Genomic DNA, 16626 nt, shown 5'->3' on the forward strand with positions numbered 1-16626 from the left:
AAATAATGCCTAATTAAAGGCCAAGCCTTCAGACTTGGTCAAGTTTGCCTTTTTGAAAGAGAAAAATATGCTATCAACGTGAACATTTCACGGTCAGGAGGAATAAAAGCTTGAAAAGAAGACTATTTTTAATAGCCGGCCTGTTTTTTCTCATGGCGGTACTGACGGGATGTACTGAATACAACAAACCGATCACTGCCGAGAGCTCAGGTTTTTGGAACGAGTACATCGTTTATCCGCTTTCCATGCTGATTACGAAAATGGCTGATGTGCTTTGGGGAAGCTTCGGGCTTTCCATCATTGTCGTTACGATCGTTATCCGGTTAGCCATCCTGCCATTGATGATCAAGCAGACTAGAAGCTCTAAGGCAATGCAGGCGTTGCAGCCGGAAATGCAAAGGCTGAAAGAGAAGTACAGTTCAAAAGACCAGAAAACACAGCAAAAACTCCAGCAGGAAACTATGGGCCTTTTCCAAAAGCATGGTGTCAATCCGCTTGCTGGCTGCTTTCCAATCTTTATCCAAATGCCGATACTGATCGGTTTTTACCATGCAATTTCCCGGACGAGAGAAATTGCCGAACATAGTTTCCTTTGGTTTGACCTTGGCGAGAAGGATCCATATTATATTCTGCCGATTGTTGCGGGGATCACAACCTTCATTCAGCAGAAAATGATGATGGCCGGAACGGCAAACCAGAATCCGCAAATGGCGATGATGCTATGGCTCATGCCGATCATGATTGTTGTCTTTGCGATTAACTTCCCGGCCGCCTTGTCATTGTACTGGGTAGTAGGAAATCTCTTTATGATTGTCCAGACTTATTTCATTAAAGGTCCGGATCTGAAAACACAAACTTCATCCGGCAGCTCGGGGGGAGCAAAGAAGTGAAACAGGTAACTGCTACAGGACAAACTGTCGAAAAAGCAGTAATATCAGCACTATCTCAATTAGAAACAAGCCAGGACCGCATTGAAACCCAAGTTATTGACGAAGGAAAGCGGGGGATTTTCGGAATTTTTGGTTCCCGGCCGGCCATCGTTAAAGTTACGGTGAAAATAGATCCTTTCGAGGAAGCGATTCAGTACTTGAAATCCATTGGCGAACAGCTTGGCGCTCCAGTTGAGGTCGAAGTAAAAAAAGAAGGAAAGCTTGTTCAGTTTATTTTAACCGGTGATAAGATCGCACTTTTAATCGGAAAAAGAGGACAGACGCTCAACTCCCTTCAATATTTGACTCAGCTTGTGATGAATCGGCATTCCAGCCAGTTTTATACTGTTCTTGTTGATGCCGAGGATTATCGGAATCGCCGTAACGATACATTGATCCAGCTTGCAGGCCGCCTTGCCCAGAAAGCAGTGAAGACCGGCCGCGATGTTGCGCTGGAACCGATGCCTTCCTATGAACGGAAAGTGATCCACACGGCATTAATGGGGAATAAGCAAATTAAAACCTATTCAGATGGCAGCGAGCCGCACCGCCATATCGTTATTTCCCCTGTGAAAAAATAGCCATAACATCCTTTAGTTCTATAAACTTGTTCCTTTGAATCGGTCCAGGCTATCAAGGGCGAACAAATAAATAAAGTAAGAAATTCAAGGCAGCCCTCTTTGAGAAGGCTGCTGTTTTTTTTGAGGAATTTTATCTTGATTTGGTCTTTTAGTTTGCATATAGTTACAATTTGGATTCAAAAACAGCTGCTGGGGATATATTGGCGCTAATCAGGAATAGATGTTTTCATTTCGTTTTATTGTTATTCACATGTGGATAAGTTAAAATGAACTATGTTTGTTCTCAATGTTTGTGGATAAATCGGGCCAAAGAAAGCTGTCTTTTTAGAGAACGATGTGGTATCCTGTAAATTTGTAAAATCCACAGAGCAACAGAGGATGATAACGGGAAATCCAGGGATGCTGGATTTACATAGAGTGAGACTTTAACTTGAAACGGGGTGAAATAAATGGAATTCGATACAATAGCAGCTATCTCCACGCCGATGGGGGAAGGGGCAATCGCCATCGTCAGGCTGAGCGGGGACGAAGCGATCTCTATCTCTGACAGGCTCTTCAGGGGTGTTGGAGGGAAGAAGCTGTCAGATATGCCGTCGCATACGATTCATTATGGGCATATTATGGATCCCGCAACAGATCAAGTCGCCGAGGAAGTCATGGTGTCATTGATGAAAGGGCCAAAAACATTTACGAAGGAAGATGTGGTAGAAATCAACTGTCACGGCGGACTTGTTTCCGTGAACAGGGTTCTCCAGTTAGTGCTGGTTCAAGGGGCTAGATTGGCTGAACCGGGAGAATTCACTAAAAGGGCGTTCCTTAACGGACGGATTGATTTGTCCCAGGCTGAGGCGGTAATTGATTTGATCAGGGCCAAAACAGACAGGGCCATGAATGTGGCGCTCGGCCAAATGGAAGGGCGGCTGTCGAGGCTGATTAGAAAACTTCGACAGGAAATACTTGAAACGCTTGCCCATATTGAAGTGAATATCGATTACCCTGAATATGACGATGTGGAAGAGATGACTCATCAAATGCTTCTTGAAAAAGCAGGCTACGTTCAGAAGGAAATTGAGAAGCTCCTTCAGACATCGCAGCAGGGAAAAATTCTCCGTGAGGGATTGGCGACCGTGATTGTGGGCCGTCCAAATGTCGGTAAATCATCTCTCCTTAACAGCCTCGTTCAGGAAAATAAAGCGATTGTTACGGATATTCCCGGAACGACAAGGGATGTCATCGAAGAGTACGTCAATGTAAGAGGCGTTCCTCTAAGGCTTCTGGATACTGCAGGAATCCGTGAAACTGAGGATATTGTCGAAAAAATCGGGGTTGAACGTTCCCGGCAGGTATTAAAAGAAGCCGATTTAATCCTGCTCGTTCTGAATTATTCGGAAGAACTTATGGAAGAAGACCGGAATATTTTCAAGGCAGCGGAGGGCATGGATGTCATTGTGATCGTCAATAAAACGGACTTGCCGCAGAAACTGGATCTTGATGAAGTGAAGCAGCTTATTCATTCCTATAAAATGGTGACAACATCCCTTAAAGAGGACAAGGGTGTTGATGAGCTTGAAGAAGCCATTGCTTCCCTGTTTTTTTCCGGTGAAGTCGAAGCAGGGGACATGACCTACGTTTCGAATAGCCGTCATATTGCTTTATTAACACAAGCCAAGAACAGCATTGAAGAAGCAGTCAGGGGAGTGGAAGCAGGTACGCCGATTGACATTGTCCAAATCGACCTGACCCGTTCATGGGAGCTGTTGGGTGAAGTCATTGGCGATAGTGTCAATGAAAGCTTGATCGACCAGCTGTTTTCGCAATTTTGCCTTGGAAAATAATCATTTATGGTCATCTAAACAAAGCTTTGGAAAGAAAAGACGATTTATATATTGAGTTAAAAGGAGGCAGCCAGTATGCAATATAATGCGGGAAGCTATGACGTCATTGTCATTGGAGCAGGCCACGCAGGCTGCGAATCAAGTCTTGCGGCCGCACGCATGGGAGCAAAAACACTCATGATTACCATCAACCTGGATATGGTTGCATTCATGCCATGCAATCCTTCTGTCGGAGGCCCGGCAAAAGGAATAGTGGTAAGAGAAATTGACGCGCTCGGCGGTGAAATGGGACGGAATATTGATAAAACATATATCCAAATGAGGATGCTGAATACAGGGAAAGGTCCTGCAGTAAGGGCGCTGCGTGCACAGGCAGACAAGTTCAGCTATCAGCATGAAATGAAAAAGACAATGGAGGATGAACCGAATCTGACATTGATCCAGGGAATGGCAGAAAGACTTTTGGTTGAGGATGGAACCGTAAAGGGAATCATCACCAACACGGGTGCTGTTTACCATGCCAAAACTGTCGTCATTACAACGGGAACTTTCCTGCGGGGAGAAATTATCCTTGGCGAGTTGAAATATTCGAGCGGCCCGAACAACCAGCAGCCTTCAATCAGGCTATCGGAGCATCTGGAAGAGCTTGGATTTGATCTGGTTCGCTTTAAAACCGGGACACCGCCGCGTGTCCACGGCAATACGATCGACTATTCAAAGACGGAAATCCAGCCAGGCGATAAAGTGCCTCGGGCTTTTTCCTACGAAACAACGAAATTTATCACTGACCAGCTTCCGTGCTGGCTGACATATACGAATGAACGAACGCATGAATTGATCGACAACAATCTCCACCGTTCGCCGATGTATTCAGGCATGATCAAGGGGACAGGCCCGCGTTACTGTCCATCAATTGAGGACAAGGTCGTCCGTTTCAATGACAAACCGCGGCACCAGATTTTCCTTGAGCCGGAAGGCCGGAATACACAGGAGGTCTACGTGCAGGGGCTTTCAACAAGTTTGCCTGAAGAAGTCCAGCAGCAAATCCTCAAAACAGTACCGGGCCTTGAAAATGTCGTCATGATGCGACCAGGCTATGCAATTGAGTACGATGCGATTGTGCCGACACAGCTATGGCCGACGCTTGAAACAAAGCGGATCAAAAACCTGTATACGGCCGGCCAGATCAACGGCACATCTGGATACGAGGAGGCTGCAGGCCAGGGTCTTATGGCAGGCATTAATGCTGGAAGAAGGGCGCTGGGAAGAGAAGAAGTCATCCTGGGCCGTTCCGACGCCTATATTGGTGTCCTTATTGACGACCTTGTGACAAAAGGGACAAATGAACCTTACCGCCTTCTTACTTCAAGAGCGGAGTATAGGCTTCTTCTCCGCCATGACAATGCTGATTTAAGGCTGACAGAAATGGGCCATGACATTGGATTGATTTCCGATGAACGGTTTGCACGGTACCTTCAGAAAAAAGAAGAAATCGAAGCAGAGAAAAAACGATTGCATGCAATCATCTTAAAGCCTACCAAAGAGATTCAGGAGCTGATCCGTTCCCTTGGTGGAAGCGAGCTGAAGGATGGCGTAAGGGCTACGGACTTCTTAAAGCGTCCAGAAGTGTCATATACTGATCTGATTCAATTCGCACCGCTGGAGGTTCCTCTTGATTCGGAAGTATCCGAGCAGGTTGAAATCCAGGTGAAATACGAGGGTTATATTGAAAAATCTCTTCAGCAAGTCGATCGCCTGAAGAAACTTGAGAACAAGAAAATCCCGGAAAATATTGATTATGATGCTATAACAGGGATTGCGACAGAAGCGAAACAAAAGCTGAAAAAAGTGCGCCCGCTTTCCATTGCCCAAGCATCAAGGATTTCAGGGGTCAACCCGGCAGATATCTCCATTTTGCTTGTCTATATTGAGCAGGGGAGAGTCGCCCGCATTTCGAACGAATAAGTGCAGACCATGCAGAAAGGAACAGCAGATGAATCCAGATCAATTCCAGGCCATGCTTGCCGAAAAAGGGCTTTTGCTTTCCGGGGAACAGATGGACCAATACCGGACCTACTACCACACCCTGATTGAGTGGAATGAAAAAATGAATCTGACAGCGATTACGGATGAAGAAGATGTGTATTTAAAACATTTTTACGATTCCATATCGGCAGCGTTTTACTTTGATTTCAGCAAACCGGTTTCAATTTGTGATGTCGGGGCTGGTGCCGGTTTCCCGAGCATCCCCTTAAAGATTGCTTTTCCTCACTTGAACGTAACGATTGTTGATTCACTTAATAAGCGGATTTCTTTCCTTGAGCACCTATCCGGTAAGCTGGGGCTTTCAGGCACCCGTTTTATCCATGACCGCGCGGAAACATTTGGGCAGAAGGCTGAGCATCGGGAACAGTATGATGTGGTTATGGCAAGGGCTGTAGCCAGGCTGTCTGTCCTAAGCGAACTTTGTCTGCCGCTGGCCAAAATCGGCGGTTCATTCATCGCAATGAAAGGCGCCCAGGCAGAAGAAGAACTTGAGGCAGGAAAGAAGGCTGTTTTTGTTCTTGGCGGAAGCTTGTCCTCAGTGTATCCATTTACCCTGCCTGTTGAAGACAGTGAGCGGAATATTGTTTTGATAGCGAAAGACAAGAAAACACCAAAGCAATATCCGAGGAAGCCTGGGACTCCAAACAAAACACCAATTGAATAGGGTTACTTTGATTGTGCGAATTAGGTTATAATGGGAACTGCAGGCAGGAAATTGCCATTCATATAGAGAATATGTTACAGGGAGTTTCATAAAGGTGGTGCAGGGGAATGAAGCCTTCTTTTTCGCGTTTTTTTGGCCTTGGAGAAAAGGAAGAACCGCTACAGGCAGACAGACCGACTGAAAATGAAGAAATTAGGAAAATCCCAATAAATGATATCGTCCCAAACCGATTCCAGCCAAGATCGGTATTTGACGATGAAAAAATTGATGAACTTGCCAGGACAATCCGTACGCATGGAATCATCCAGCCGATTGTCATCAGGGAATATGAACAGGGCAAGTACGAAATCATTGCCGGAGAACGCCGCTGGAGAGCAATGAAATCGCTAGGCTGGGAAGAAGCGCCGGCAATCATTAAAAATTTAAATGATACGGAAACAGCATCCGTTGCCTTGATTGAAAATCTTCAGAGGGAAGAGCTATCCCCGATTGAAGAGGCAATTGCTTACGGAAAGCTGCTTGAAATCCATGACCTTACACAGGAAGCACTTGCACAGCGCCTTGGTAAAGGGCAATCCACGGTTGCCAATAAGCTTCGGCTGCTCAAGCTTCCGCAGGAAGTGCAAGAGGCTTTATTGAATAAATTAATCACAGAGCGCCATGCCCGTTCCTTGATTGCCCTGAAGGACAATGAGAAACAGGTGACGCTTCTTGGCGAAATCATCGAGAAGTCCCTGAACGTCAAACAGACGGAAGACAGGGTCAATAAAATGCTGAATGCATCTGACCAGAAACCAAAGCCAAAGCGTAAAGCGTTCAGCAAGGATATGCGGATAGCCGTGAATACCATCCGCCAGTCTTTATCAATGGTTTCGGATTCTGGAATCAATCTTGATGCGGAAGAAGAAGATCTTGAGGATTTCTATCAATTTACCATTCGGATTCCTAAGAAAAAATAACGGTAGGGGAGCAGAACATTCTGTTCCCTATTTTTTTGCATAAGAAAAAAGCTAGATTGCTAGTTTATGTCTTTTTGCGAAAAACTCCTACCTATTTTAAAATTTCTGCTAAAATAGAATACATGATTGTATTTTTCGTTCCGTCATTGTTTTATTTCCTATAAACATCAGGAAAATGCTCCAATTAGATTAAGATTCGGCATGGGCTTACACCTATGCTTATTAACAGAGGGTTCGAAGGTAGGTGGTATTGTGGGCAAAATTATTGCAATTGCAAACCAGAAAGGCGGTGTCGGCAAGACTACGACATCGGTTAACCTGGGCGCCTGCTTGGCATACATAGGAAAAAAAGTACTGTTGGTCGATATTGACCCTCAAGGCAATGCAACGAGCGGGGTAGGGATTGAAAAAGCGGATGTGGACCAGTGCATTTACGATGTGCTTGTGGATGATGTAGAAGCAAAAAAAGTCATTCATCCAGCTTCCGTAGAGAATTTGTATACAATCCCGGCTACCATTCAGCTTGCCGGAGCGGAGATTGAACTCGTCCCGACTATTTCCCGGGAAGTAAGGCTGAAGAGAGCGCTTGAGGAAGTGAAAGCCGATTTTGATTACATCCTGATCGACTGTCCTCCTTCGCTTGGCCTTCTGACTATCAATGCTCTTACCGCTTCAGATGCAGTCCTGATTCCTGTGCAATGCGAGTATTACGCCCTTGAGGGCTTGAGCCAGCTTTTGAATACGGTCAGGCTTGTGCAAAAACACTTGAACCATGATTTGAAAATTGAAGGTGTCCTCTTAACCATGCTGGATGCACGGACAAACCTAGGCATCCAGGTTATTGAGGAAGTGAAGAAGTATTTCCAGGACAAGGTGTACAGGACCATTATTCCGCGCAATATCCGCCTTAGTGAAGCCCCAAGCCATGGAGAACCGATCATCATTTATGATCCAAAGTCCCGTGGAGCAGAGGTTTATCTAGATCTTGCAAAGGAAGTGGCTGCAAATGGCTAAAGGCTTAGGAAAAGGATTAAACGCTTTTTTTAATATGGAAGCGGAGAAGGAAGAAACTGTACAGGAAATCAGCATCAAAGAAATCCGTCCGAATCCTTACCAGCCGCGAAAAGTATTCCAGAAAGAATCGATAGAAGAATTGAAGCTGTCCATCATGGAACACGGAATTCTGCAGCCAATCATTCTCAGAAAAAGCATCAAGGGTTATGAGATTTTGGCAGGGGAGCGCCGTTTCCGGGCTGCAAAGGAAGCGGGGCTTGAAAGAGTGCCGGCAGTTGTCCGCAATTTCACCGAGCAGCAAATGATGGAATTGGCCTTGCTGGAAAATCTTCAGAGGGAAGACCTGAACCCGATTGAAGAAGGAACAGCCTACCAGACGCTGATGGAAAAACTCAAGCTTACACAGGAAGAACTGGCGAAGCGCCTTGGGAAGAGCAGGCCGCACCTTGCCAACCATATCAGGCTGCTTTCACTTCCGCCGAAGATACAGGAATTGATTTCCGAAGGGAAAATCACGATGGGACATGGACGTGCCCTGCTTGGATTAAGGCAAAAGGACAGGCTCCCTGCGCTTGCAGAGAAAACGGTAAAAGAAGGCCTGAACGTCCGCGAGCTTGAGCAGCTCATCCAACATTACAATGAAGTTGTTCCACGTGAAACAAAAAAGTCAAAGGCAGTGAAGGACGTCTTTATCAGAGACCGTGAATTTTCGCTGCGTGAGCGGTTCGGAACAACAGTAAATATCAAAACTTCAAAAAACAAAGGCAAGATCGAGATTGAATTTTTCTCCAATGATGACCTTGAACGGATTCTGGAAATTCTCGATCAACAGAAACCTTAAGCTATCAGCATATGATGGCTTATTTTTTTGCTGGCAAAAGCGTCGTAATTCATGGTAATTTAGGAGTATTGAATTTTCACAATTCTAAATAAATAGCCAGTGGGTGAACATCATGTTTTTGTTAGGCACGCTTGTGAACGGACTCCTGATTATCATTGGTGCAATTCTCGGAAGATTTCTTCACCGGATTCCGGAAAGCATGCGGACAACAGTCATGTATGGAATCGGGCTTTCCGTCATTGTCCTTGGCCTCCAGATGGGCTTTAAAAGCGCTAATTTCCTCATTGTCATCCTCAGCCTTGTAGCAGGGTCGGCAATTGGTGAATACTTCAAGCTTGAGGACAAGCTGAACTCCGTCGGAAACTGGCTCGAAAATAAATTCGGTTCGGATGGAAATGGAAGCATTTCGCAAGGGTTTGTGACTGCAACGCTTATTTTTGTCATTGGAGCGATGGCGATCATTGGCGCTCTTGACAGCGGTATCCGGGGCGACCACGATGTCCTTTATACAAAAGCCATCATTGACGGCTTTACGGCACTGGTATTAGCAACGACGCTTGGTATTGGCGTCATTTTCTCGGCAGCTCCCGTTATCCTGTACGAAGGATCCATCGCCTTATTTGCCACCCAAATCGACAAATTCATTCCGAAAGAGCTGATGGACAGTTTTATCCTTGAGTTAACGGCGACAGGCGGCCTGATGATTTTTGCCCTCGGTCTGAACCTGACAGGACTGACAAAGATCCGCGTTGCCAATATGCTTCCAGGGATTCTGGTCACAGCCTTCCTTGTCCTCATTCTGTATGGCTACCGGATGTATTTCTAGGCAGAAGGTGTTTATTAATAGTCCCTGGACATGCTTTTGCAACAGATTATAATATGTATTTAAATTCTATATGTGTAAAAATATACTTAGTAAACAATGAAAAACCGGCTGCACGATGAGGAGTACAGCCGGTGTATGGGTGCTATTTTTTTAGTGCATTTGTTCCTTTTCGATCTCCCATTTAAGAGCAGTAAAAGAAGGCTTTACAGGGAGTTGGCGGCTCGCTGTATGTATACCCCCGGCAATTGCTTTTGCCATATTCATGACAAGGTTGAGGCGGGTATTCTGCAGTACGAAGAACTCCATAAATCCGCTGACATTGACTATCCCGGTTATATGCATTTCGCCAACCTCCGGCAAGTCTTTATTCACACCGGCTCCAGGTTTGACCGGACCTCCAGAAACATGAATGCTCCCGACACTTTTCAGCCTTCCAAGGCAGGCATCAATTCCGATCATATAGGGATTGAAGTGCTTTTTCTTTATTTCCTCAAGCTTATCAGCAAGGTTTACTGCATGAATGGGATCGTCCAATGTTCCGTATACATGGAAGGGGGAAATCTCTTTTTCTTTCAGCAGAGTGCCGACGAGCGGACCCAATGAATCGCCTGTTGACCTGTCCGTCCCAATACAGACAAATACAATCGGGCGTGTCGTAAAGGCAGGTATACGTGAGAGGAGCCCTTCCGCGAGTTTTTCCGCTGATTGCTCTTCCTCATGTCCGACTTTGGCTACAGGGCCTTTTTTGTCAAAAAACTGGGGTTTGAGATTCATTGGCTCCACTCCTTCATATTCGTAGTATCAGTATACGGAAAATTTTTGTAATCTATACATACCTGAAATGAGAAAGATTGAAACGGGTATTTTTTGCCTTTCCCAGGAAACAGCCGGTTTTTCCGAAGCAGGCAAATTCCGCGCGGATAGGAATAGTCTGGTGATACAATGAGATTTAATCATGGAATAAAAGGGAATGGTAAATTCAATGCCTTTTATCTCATTATAAAACTTGTTAAAATAAATTTGTTTTAATTGAATTATGGTAGGTGAGTCTATGAAAAAAACAGAAATCCTTGTTCAAAACACAACAGATACTATTCTCGATGAACGTTTATGGCTGGCCTTAGGTAAAGGGACCTTGAAAATCGTTCTGATTCTATTGCTCGCAGGGCTCGTCATCAAGGTTGGAAAGCTGGCAATCCAGAATTTCTTTAAAATGAGGATAAAAGCTCCGTTGGCCCTCGTTTCCGAACGCCGTGAGGCAACGCTGGTCAAGTTGCTGGAAAATATCCTCACATATGTCGTTTATTTCATTGTCATCATGACGGTGTTATCCATATTAACGATTGATGTTAAAGCAATGCTGGCAGGTGCAGGGATTGTCGGCTTGGCTGTCGGCTTTGGAGCACAGAGTCTTGTAAAGGATGTTATTACAGGTTTCTTTATTATCTTCGAGGATCAGTTTTCTGTAGGCGACTTTGTCAGGATTGGCCAATTTGAAGGCACTGTGGAAGAAATTGGTCTGAGAACGACGAAGATTAAGAGCTTTACAGGTGAATTAAACATCCTGCCGAACGGCAGCATCGTTGAAGTTACTAACTTCTCCCTATATAACAGCGTTGTAGTTCTTGATATTGGTGTATCGTATAACAGTGATATTCAATACACAGAAAGAGTTTTACAGGAATTGCTCGATAAGCTTCCCGAGAAATACGAAGAATTGGTGAAGCCTCCTGAATTGCTTGGAGTCCAGAACTTTGGCGCATCCGAGGTAGTATTGAGAATTGTGGCAGAGACGGTTCCAATGAAGCACTGGTACATTGGAAGGGAACTGCGAAAGGAAATAAAGCTCGTCCTAGACGAGCATGGCATTGAGATTCCGTACCCGCATATGGTCATGTATTCAAAGCAGGAAAAGAGTACTGGAAAACAGTAATATCAATGATGGCAACTGGAGGTAAAGAATTTGGAGCAGAAGGAATTCCAGCTGAACGATGTGGTCGAAATGAAAAAATCCCATCCATGCGGGGCCAACAGGTGGAAGATTATCAGGATGGGAATGGATTTCCGCATTAAATGTGAAGGATGCGGACACAGCGTCATGATTCCTAGAAAAGAGTTTACCCGAAAGGTAAAAAAGATTCTCGAGAGGCAGGGAGATTAATCCTGCTTCTTTTTTTAACAGTTACCGGAGAAAATGAAAGAAGAGGCAGAAAAAGGAGGGGTGGAGATGGCTGAGGTATATCATTCAGCCTGTCCGCTGAACTGCTGGGACAGCTGTGGATTTAATGTAACGGTCGAGGACGGAAAAGTCACCAAAGTGGAAGGCGATCCTGAACACCCGATCACGAAAGGGAAAATATGCGGCCGGGGAAGAATGCTTGAACAAAGAGCAAACTCAGATACACGGCTTTTATATCCATTAAAAAAAATAAACGGGAAGTTCGAGCGGATTTCATGGGAAGCAGCACTTGATGAGATTGCAGCAACAATGAAGCAGAATAAAGAGAAGTACGGTTCAGCCTCCATCCTGCACAGCCATGATTATGCCAATGGCGGATTGCCTGTCCAACCTTAACAGCCGCTTCTTCAACTGTTTTGGAGGTGTGACAGAACTGACCGGTTCGATTTGCTGGGGGGCGGGGGTCGAAGCACAGTGCCGGGATTTTGGCGATGCTTACAGCCATGCACCCAGTGATCTTGCCTATAGCAGGAACATAGTGATTTGGGGCAGGAATGTCGCCAGGACGAATATGCATCTCTATGAAAATCTTCGAAAAGCAAAAGCAGACGGCGCAAGACTGTTGGTGATCGACCCAATTTTCAACAGCACGGCCAAAATGGCCGATGAATATATCTCAGTCAAGCCGGGGTATGATGGATTACTGGCGGCAGGAATCCTGAAGGAACTGCTGCGCCTTGGCCTTGAAGACCGGGAATTCATCGAAAACCATATGAAAGGGTCTACGGATCTCTTTGAGCTGATTAACAGCATTTCGCTTGAACGAATCAGTGAAATGGCCGAAGTCCCTATGGAATCCATCACCATGCTCGCAAAAGTATACGGGCAGCCTCCCGTGTCAACCATGCTTGGTCTTGGTATGCAGCGTTACCGCAACGGGGGGAGCACCATCTCCCTAATTAGTGCCCTTGCTGCAGTAAGCGGAAATGTCGGCATACAGGGCGGAGGAGCGAACTATGCAAACAGGCAGGTAGGGCAGAGTTTTGATTATGAACCGCTCACCATGCCGCATCGGAATACCGGAGGGCGGAGCTTCACGATGATGAAGCAGGCCGAAGGGATACTCACGGCAAAAGACCCGGAGATCAAAATGGCGTTTGTGACATGCGGGAATCCGCTGACCCAGCTTCCAGACACAAACAAAGCGGCCAAGGCATTCTCGTCGATTAAAACGCTCGTTGTTGTGGACCAGTTCATGACCGATACGGCAGAGCTGGCGGATTATGTCCTTCCGGCAGCTGCACCCTTTGAGATGGAAGATATATATTATTCCTCGATGTACCACCATTATGTTAACCATGGACCAAAGCTTGCCGACCCGCCGGGGGAGGCTAAACCGGATGCATGGATATGGACTGAACTCGCTGCAAGGCTTGGTATGCGGGATGACTTTTCTTTTTCAAGGGAAGAAATGCTGAAGCTTGGGATGTCATCCATGGAGAAGCATGGAATCAATCTGGATCAACTAAGATTGGAGAAATATGCGGAGCTGCCTGTTGATGTTGTTCCTTGGCATGACCGTAAATTTAAAACAAGGAGCGGTAAGTATGAGTTCAGCTACTCAGGAAAAAGTATTTCTTTATTACTCCCAAATGAGACGATATGGAGTAATCCCGTTCTGGCTGAAAAATACCCTTACTCTTTGCTAAGCATCCACCCGCTACGTTCCAACCATTCGCAGCATTATCACTTATTTTCACCAGAGCCATCCGTCAAGGTAGAGGTCTCAGCAGATGTGGCGGCTGAAAAGGGGATTTCAGAAGGGGATAGAGTGCGAGTGTGGAATGGTCGCGGGGAGCTTGAGGGAAAAGCATCCATCATGAAAAAAGCCCACCGCGGAACAATCAATGTGGATGAAGGCCTCAGCAGAAGGTTTGGAGGCCCTGTCAATGTTCTTACTCCCGATCTTGAGAGTGATAATGGAATGGGAAGCACACTGTACGATTGCCTCGTCAATATTGAAAAAATCGGCTAGTCTATACAGGGCAGCCTCAAGCTGGATTCGGTCTGCTCCAGTCCATATGCTGCTAGACGGGCGCTTGTCTTTTTGACAGGGACTCTCTATAATTGTGAGAGGCAAAATTGTTCCGAGCTATTACCAGGTTATAATAGATAAACTTTTACTAGAGGAGTGACAAGGATGGCCTTGACAGCAGGTATTGTTGGACTTCCAAATGTAGGGAAGTCCACATTGTTCAACGCAATAACTCAGGCAGGTGCGGAGTCTGCTAACTATCCGTTCTGTACGATTGACCCAAATGTAGGGATTGTTGAAGTTCCCGACCACCGATTGAATAAACTGACGGAGCTAGTCCAGCCAAAGAAGACGGTTCCAACAGCATTTGAATTCACTGACATCGCCGGTATTGTAAAAGGCGCGAGCAAAGGAGAAGGGCTAGGAAACAAATTCCTATCCCACATCCGTGAAGTGGATGCTATCTGCCAGGTTGTCCGCTGCTTTGCGGACGATAATATTACCCATGTCTCTGGAAAAGTGAATCCGATTGATGATATAGAAGTAATCAATTTGGAGCTGATCCTTGCAGACCTTGAATCCGTTGAAAAGCGGATTGGCCGGGTTGGAAAAATGGCGAAACAAAAAGACAAGGATGCAATGGTAGAGTTTCCTCTTTTGACAAGGCTGCAGGAAGCACTTGAAAACGAGAAGCCTGCCCGCACAGTTGAATTTACCGAAGAAGAGGCAAAAGTCATCAAACATCTTCACTTGCTCACAACAAAGCCGATGCTTTATGTAGCAAATGTCGGTGAAGATGATATTGCGGATCCTTCTGAGAATGAGTACGTGAGCCAGGTGCGCGAGTTTGCCCAAAAAGACAACGCCGAAGTGATTGTCGTCTGTGCCAAGATCGAAGAAGAGATTTCAGAATTGGAAGGCGAAGAAAAAGAGATGTTCCTATCAGAACTCGGCATTGAAGAGTCAGGGCTTGACCAGCTGATCAGGGCGACATATAGCCTGCTTGGCCTTGCAACATACTTTACTGCAGGTGTGCAGGAAGTCCGCGCCTGGACATTCCGCCGCGGCATGAAGGCTCCTCAATGCGCAGGGGTTATCCATTCTGACTTCGAGAGAGGTTTTATCCGCGCAGAGACTGTTTCTTATGATGACCTTTTGGCAGCCGGCTCAATGGGCGCTGCAAAAGAAGCTGGAAAAGTCAGACTCGAAGGAAAAGAATATGAAGTGAAGGATGGAGACATCATCCATTTCCGCTTCAACGTATAATCTATGCCGCACTCGCCCCTGAATTGGGGCGTTTTATTTTTTGATTCATACGATGATGAAATGGACAAAAAAGCGAACGTATGTTAGTGTTTTAGGTGAGGGTAGAAGAGGAAATCTTTCATTTTGCATCCTTTAGTAGATTGCTTTCCCGGAAAACGTATGATATAATTTCAAATTGTGAGTAATGTACAATTGCTCCTTGCCCTTAAGTGGGCCGTCAGACCAAAAGGAGGTGACAGTGATGAGAAAGTACGAAGTTATGTACATCATCCGACCAAATATTGAAGATGAGGCTAAAAAGGCTCTAGTTGAGCGCTTTGCCGGAATCCTTACAGATAATGGTGCGGAGATTACAGAAGCGAAAGACTGGGGCAAGCGCCGTCTTGCATACGAAATCAATGATTTCCGCGATGGCTATTACCAACTAGTTCGCATCAGTTCTGAACCAGCAGCGGTTGAAGAATTCTCCCGTCTTGCTAAAATCAGCGAAGATATCATTCGCCATATTGTTGTTAAAGAAGAAGAATAAAACTATTTTCAAATATAACTTTCAGCTTTGAATGTTTCACGTGAAACATTGCTGGAGGAAGGAGTTGATTCTGATGATGAACCGTGTAATTCTTGTCGGCCGCTTGACGAAGGATCCGGATTTGCGCTATACACCCAATGGCGTTGCTGTCGCATCCTTCACCCTTGCCGTAAACCGCCCGTTTACGAACCAGCAGGGAGAAAGGGAAGCAGACTTTATTAACTGTGTTGTTTGGCGTAGACCAGCTGAAAACGTTGCGAACTTCCTTAAAAAAGGAAATCTCGCAGGCGTTGATGGCCGTGTCCAGACTCGCAGCTACGAAGGACAGGACGGAAAACGTGTATATGTGACGGAAGTGCTCGCCGAGAGCGTCCAATTCCTTGAGCCAAAAGGCCAGGGTCAGGGGACAGACCGGGGATCGCAGCAGCAGCCATCTCGCCAGGGAGGGCAGGATTTCCCGTTTGGAAATCAGAATCAACGCCAAAACCAGAATCAAAACCAAAACCAGGGTTATACCCGGGTAGATGAGGATCCATTCGCAGGTGGCGGACAAATCGACATCTCGGATGATGATCTCCCATTTTAAAACGTTTTTAATGAGCGTAAGTATATAATCATTTCATAAAGGAGGGAATCTATCATGGCAGGTGGAGGACGCAGAGGCGGACGTGCAAAACGCCGCAAGGTTTGCTATTTTACAGCAAACGGAATCACTCGCATCGATTATAAAGATCTAGATCTTCTTAAAAAGTTTATCTCTGAGCGTGGTAAAATTTTACCACGTCGTGTAACTGGCACAAACGCGAAGTATCAGCGCAGACTGACAGTAGCAATCAAACGTGCCCGTCAAATGGCATTGTTACCATACGTTTCAGGTGAATAGTTCATCAATGGCTATAAAAAGGCAGTGGGAGACCCCGCT

The 16626-nt window shown here is 45.7% G+C and carries 16 protein-coding genes and 1 pseudogene; 16 read left to right on the forward strand and 1 reads right to left on the reverse strand.

Features of this window, described 5'->3' with window-relative positions:
• The first annotated feature begins 110 nt into the window (after positions 1-110).
• From spoIIIJ to D1970_RS06595, 9 genes are all read left to right on the forward strand, one after another.
• The gene (gene spoIIIJ, locus D1970_RS06555; protein ID WP_119112093.1) at positions 111-890 is read left to right on the forward strand and encodes a YidC family membrane integrase SpoIIIJ; all 780 of its coding nucleotides are present in this window, start codon (positions 111-113) and stop codon (positions 888-890) included.
• Entirely contained in the window at positions 887-1510 is a 624-nt protein-coding gene (gene jag / locus D1970_RS06560; protein ID WP_119112094.1) for an RNA-binding cell elongation regulator Jag/EloR, read from the forward strand. Before spoIIIJ ends, jag begins: the two co-directional genes overlap by 4 nt.
• Before the next feature lie 449 nt (positions 1511-1959).
• A complete protein-coding gene (mnmE, locus tag D1970_RS06565) occupies positions 1960-3345 on the forward strand; it encodes a tRNA uridine-5-carboxymethylaminomethyl(34) synthesis GTPase MnmE (RefSeq protein ID WP_119112095.1) in 1386 nt (461 codons plus the stop codon).
• A 75-nt stretch (positions 3346-3420) separates the two neighbouring features.
• Positions 3421-5310, forward strand: a complete 1890-nt coding sequence (gene mnmG, locus D1970_RS06570) for a tRNA uridine-5-carboxymethylaminomethyl(34) synthesis enzyme MnmG (protein WP_119112096.1) — start codon at positions 3421-3423, stop codon at positions 5308-5310.
• Between the two features lie 28 nt (positions 5311-5338).
• Positions 5339-6055, forward strand: coding sequence for a 16S rRNA (guanine(527)-N(7))-methyltransferase RsmG (gene rsmG, locus D1970_RS06575; protein ID WP_119112097.1), 717 nt, complete (start codon positions 5339-5341; stop codon positions 6053-6055).
• A gap of 107 nt (positions 6056-6162) precedes the next feature.
• Complete coding sequence (gene noc / locus D1970_RS06580; RefSeq protein WP_119112098.1) at positions 6163-7014, forward strand: nucleoid occlusion protein; 852 nt, start codon at positions 6163-6165, stop codon at positions 7012-7014.
• 252 nt (positions 7015-7266) lie between these two features.
• Entirely contained in the window at positions 7267-8028 is a 762-nt protein-coding gene (locus D1970_RS06585) for a ParA family protein (protein WP_119112099.1), read from the forward strand.
• Positions 8021-8869 (forward strand): ParB/RepB/Spo0J family partition protein, encoded by an 849-nt coding sequence (locus tag D1970_RS06590; RefSeq protein ID WP_119112100.1) that lies wholly within the window; start codon positions 8021-8023, stop codon positions 8867-8869. The genes D1970_RS06585 and D1970_RS06590 overlap by 8 nt, the downstream gene beginning before the upstream one ends.
• Positions 8870-8981: 112 nt before the next feature.
• Positions 8982-9695 carry a DUF554 domain-containing protein gene (locus D1970_RS06595; RefSeq protein WP_119112101.1) on the forward strand — a complete coding sequence of 238 codons (714 nt, stop codon included), beginning with the start codon at positions 8982-8984 and terminating at the stop codon, positions 9693-9695.
• Positions 9696-9845: 150 nt separating this feature from the next.
• Here the strand turns inward: D1970_RS06595 and yyaC are convergent, their stop codons facing one another.
• On the reverse strand, positions 9846-10469 hold the full coding sequence (gene yyaC / locus D1970_RS06600; protein ID WP_119112102.1) for a spore protease YyaC: 624 nt from the start codon (positions 10467-10469) through the stop codon (positions 9846-9848).
• 277 nt (positions 10470-10746) lie between these two features.
• Here yyaC and D1970_RS06605 point away from each other — a divergent pair, with 277 nt between their 5' ends.
• The 7 genes and pseudogenes from D1970_RS06605 (at position 10747) to rpsR (ending at position 16587) form a co-directional block, all read left to right on the forward strand.
• A complete protein-coding gene (locus D1970_RS06605) occupies positions 10747-11628 on the forward strand; it encodes a mechanosensitive ion channel family protein (protein ID WP_119112103.1) in 882 nt (293 codons plus the stop codon).
• A 30-nt stretch (positions 11629-11658) separates the two neighbouring features.
• Positions 11659-11856 (forward strand): DUF951 domain-containing protein, encoded by a 198-nt coding sequence (locus D1970_RS06610; protein ID WP_119112104.1) that lies wholly within the window; start codon positions 11659-11661, stop codon positions 11854-11856.
• 66 nt (positions 11857-11922) lie between these two features.
• Positions 11923-13909, forward strand: a pseudogene (locus D1970_RS06615) (molybdopterin-dependent oxidoreductase).
• A 165-nt stretch (positions 13910-14074) separates the two neighbouring features.
• Complete coding sequence (ychF, locus tag D1970_RS06620) at positions 14075-15175, forward strand: redox-regulated ATPase YchF (RefSeq protein ID WP_119112105.1); 1101 nt, start codon at positions 14075-14077, stop codon at positions 15173-15175.
• A 241-nt stretch (positions 15176-15416) separates the two neighbouring features.
• Positions 15417-15704, forward strand: coding sequence for a 30S ribosomal protein S6 (gene rpsF / locus D1970_RS06625; protein WP_119112106.1), 288 nt, complete (start codon positions 15417-15419; stop codon positions 15702-15704).
• 73 nt (positions 15705-15777) lie between these two features.
• Positions 15778-16290 carry a single-stranded DNA-binding protein gene (ssb, locus tag D1970_RS06630; RefSeq protein WP_119112107.1) on the forward strand — a complete coding sequence of 171 codons (513 nt, stop codon included), beginning with the start codon at positions 15778-15780 and terminating at the stop codon, positions 16288-16290.
• A 54-nt stretch (positions 16291-16344) separates the two neighbouring features.
• Positions 16345-16587: a 30S ribosomal protein S18 gene (rpsR, locus tag D1970_RS06635; protein ID WP_119112108.1), complete on the forward strand. Its 243-nt coding sequence runs from the start codon at positions 16345-16347 to the stop codon at positions 16585-16587.
• The last annotated feature ends 39 nt before the right edge of the window (positions 16588-16626 follow it).

Source organism: Mesobacillus zeae (assembly GCF_003570705.1).
Classification (GTDB): Bacteria; Bacillota; Bacilli; order Bacillales; family Cytobacillaceae; genus Mesobacillus_C; species Mesobacillus_C zeae.

Coding starts and splice junctions, on each gene's coding strand:
- D1970_RS06595 (WP_119112101.1), top strand. CDS start 8,982: ATGTTTTTGTTAGGCACGCTTGTGAACGGACTCCTGATTATCATTGGT.
- mnmG (WP_119112096.1), top strand. CDS start 3,421: ATGCAATATAATGCGGGAAGCTATGACGTCATTGTCATTGGAGCAGGC.
- D1970_RS06605 (WP_119112103.1), top strand. CDS start 10,747: ATGAAAAAAACAGAAATCCTTGTTCAAAACACAACAGATACTATTCTC.
- D1970_RS06590 (WP_119112100.1), top strand. CDS start 8,021: ATGGCTAAAGGCTTAGGAAAAGGATTAAACGCTTTTTTTAATATGGAA.
- ssb (WP_119112107.1), top strand. CDS start 15,778: ATGATGAACCGTGTAATTCTTGTCGGCCGCTTGACGAAGGATCCGGAT.
- rsmG (WP_119112097.1), top strand. CDS start 5,339: ATGAATCCAGATCAATTCCAGGCCATGCTTGCCGAAAAAGGGCTTTTG.
- noc (WP_119112098.1), top strand. CDS start 6,163: ATGAAGCCTTCTTTTTCGCGTTTTTTTGGCCTTGGAGAAAAGGAAGAA.
- yyaC (WP_119112102.1), bottom strand. CDS start 10,469: ATGAATCTCAAACCCCAGTTTTTTGACAAAAAAGGCCCTGTAGCCAAA.
- ychF (WP_119112105.1), top strand. CDS start 14,075: ATGGCCTTGACAGCAGGTATTGTTGGACTTCCAAATGTAGGGAAGTCC.
- rpsF (WP_119112106.1), top strand. CDS start 15,417: ATGAGAAAGTACGAAGTTATGTACATCATCCGACCAAATATTGAAGAT.
- rpsR (WP_119112108.1), top strand. CDS start 16,345: ATGGCAGGTGGAGGACGCAGAGGCGGACGTGCAAAACGCCGCAAGGTT.
- mnmE (WP_119112095.1), top strand. CDS start 1,960: ATGGAATTCGATACAATAGCAGCTATCTCCACGCCGATGGGGGAAGGG.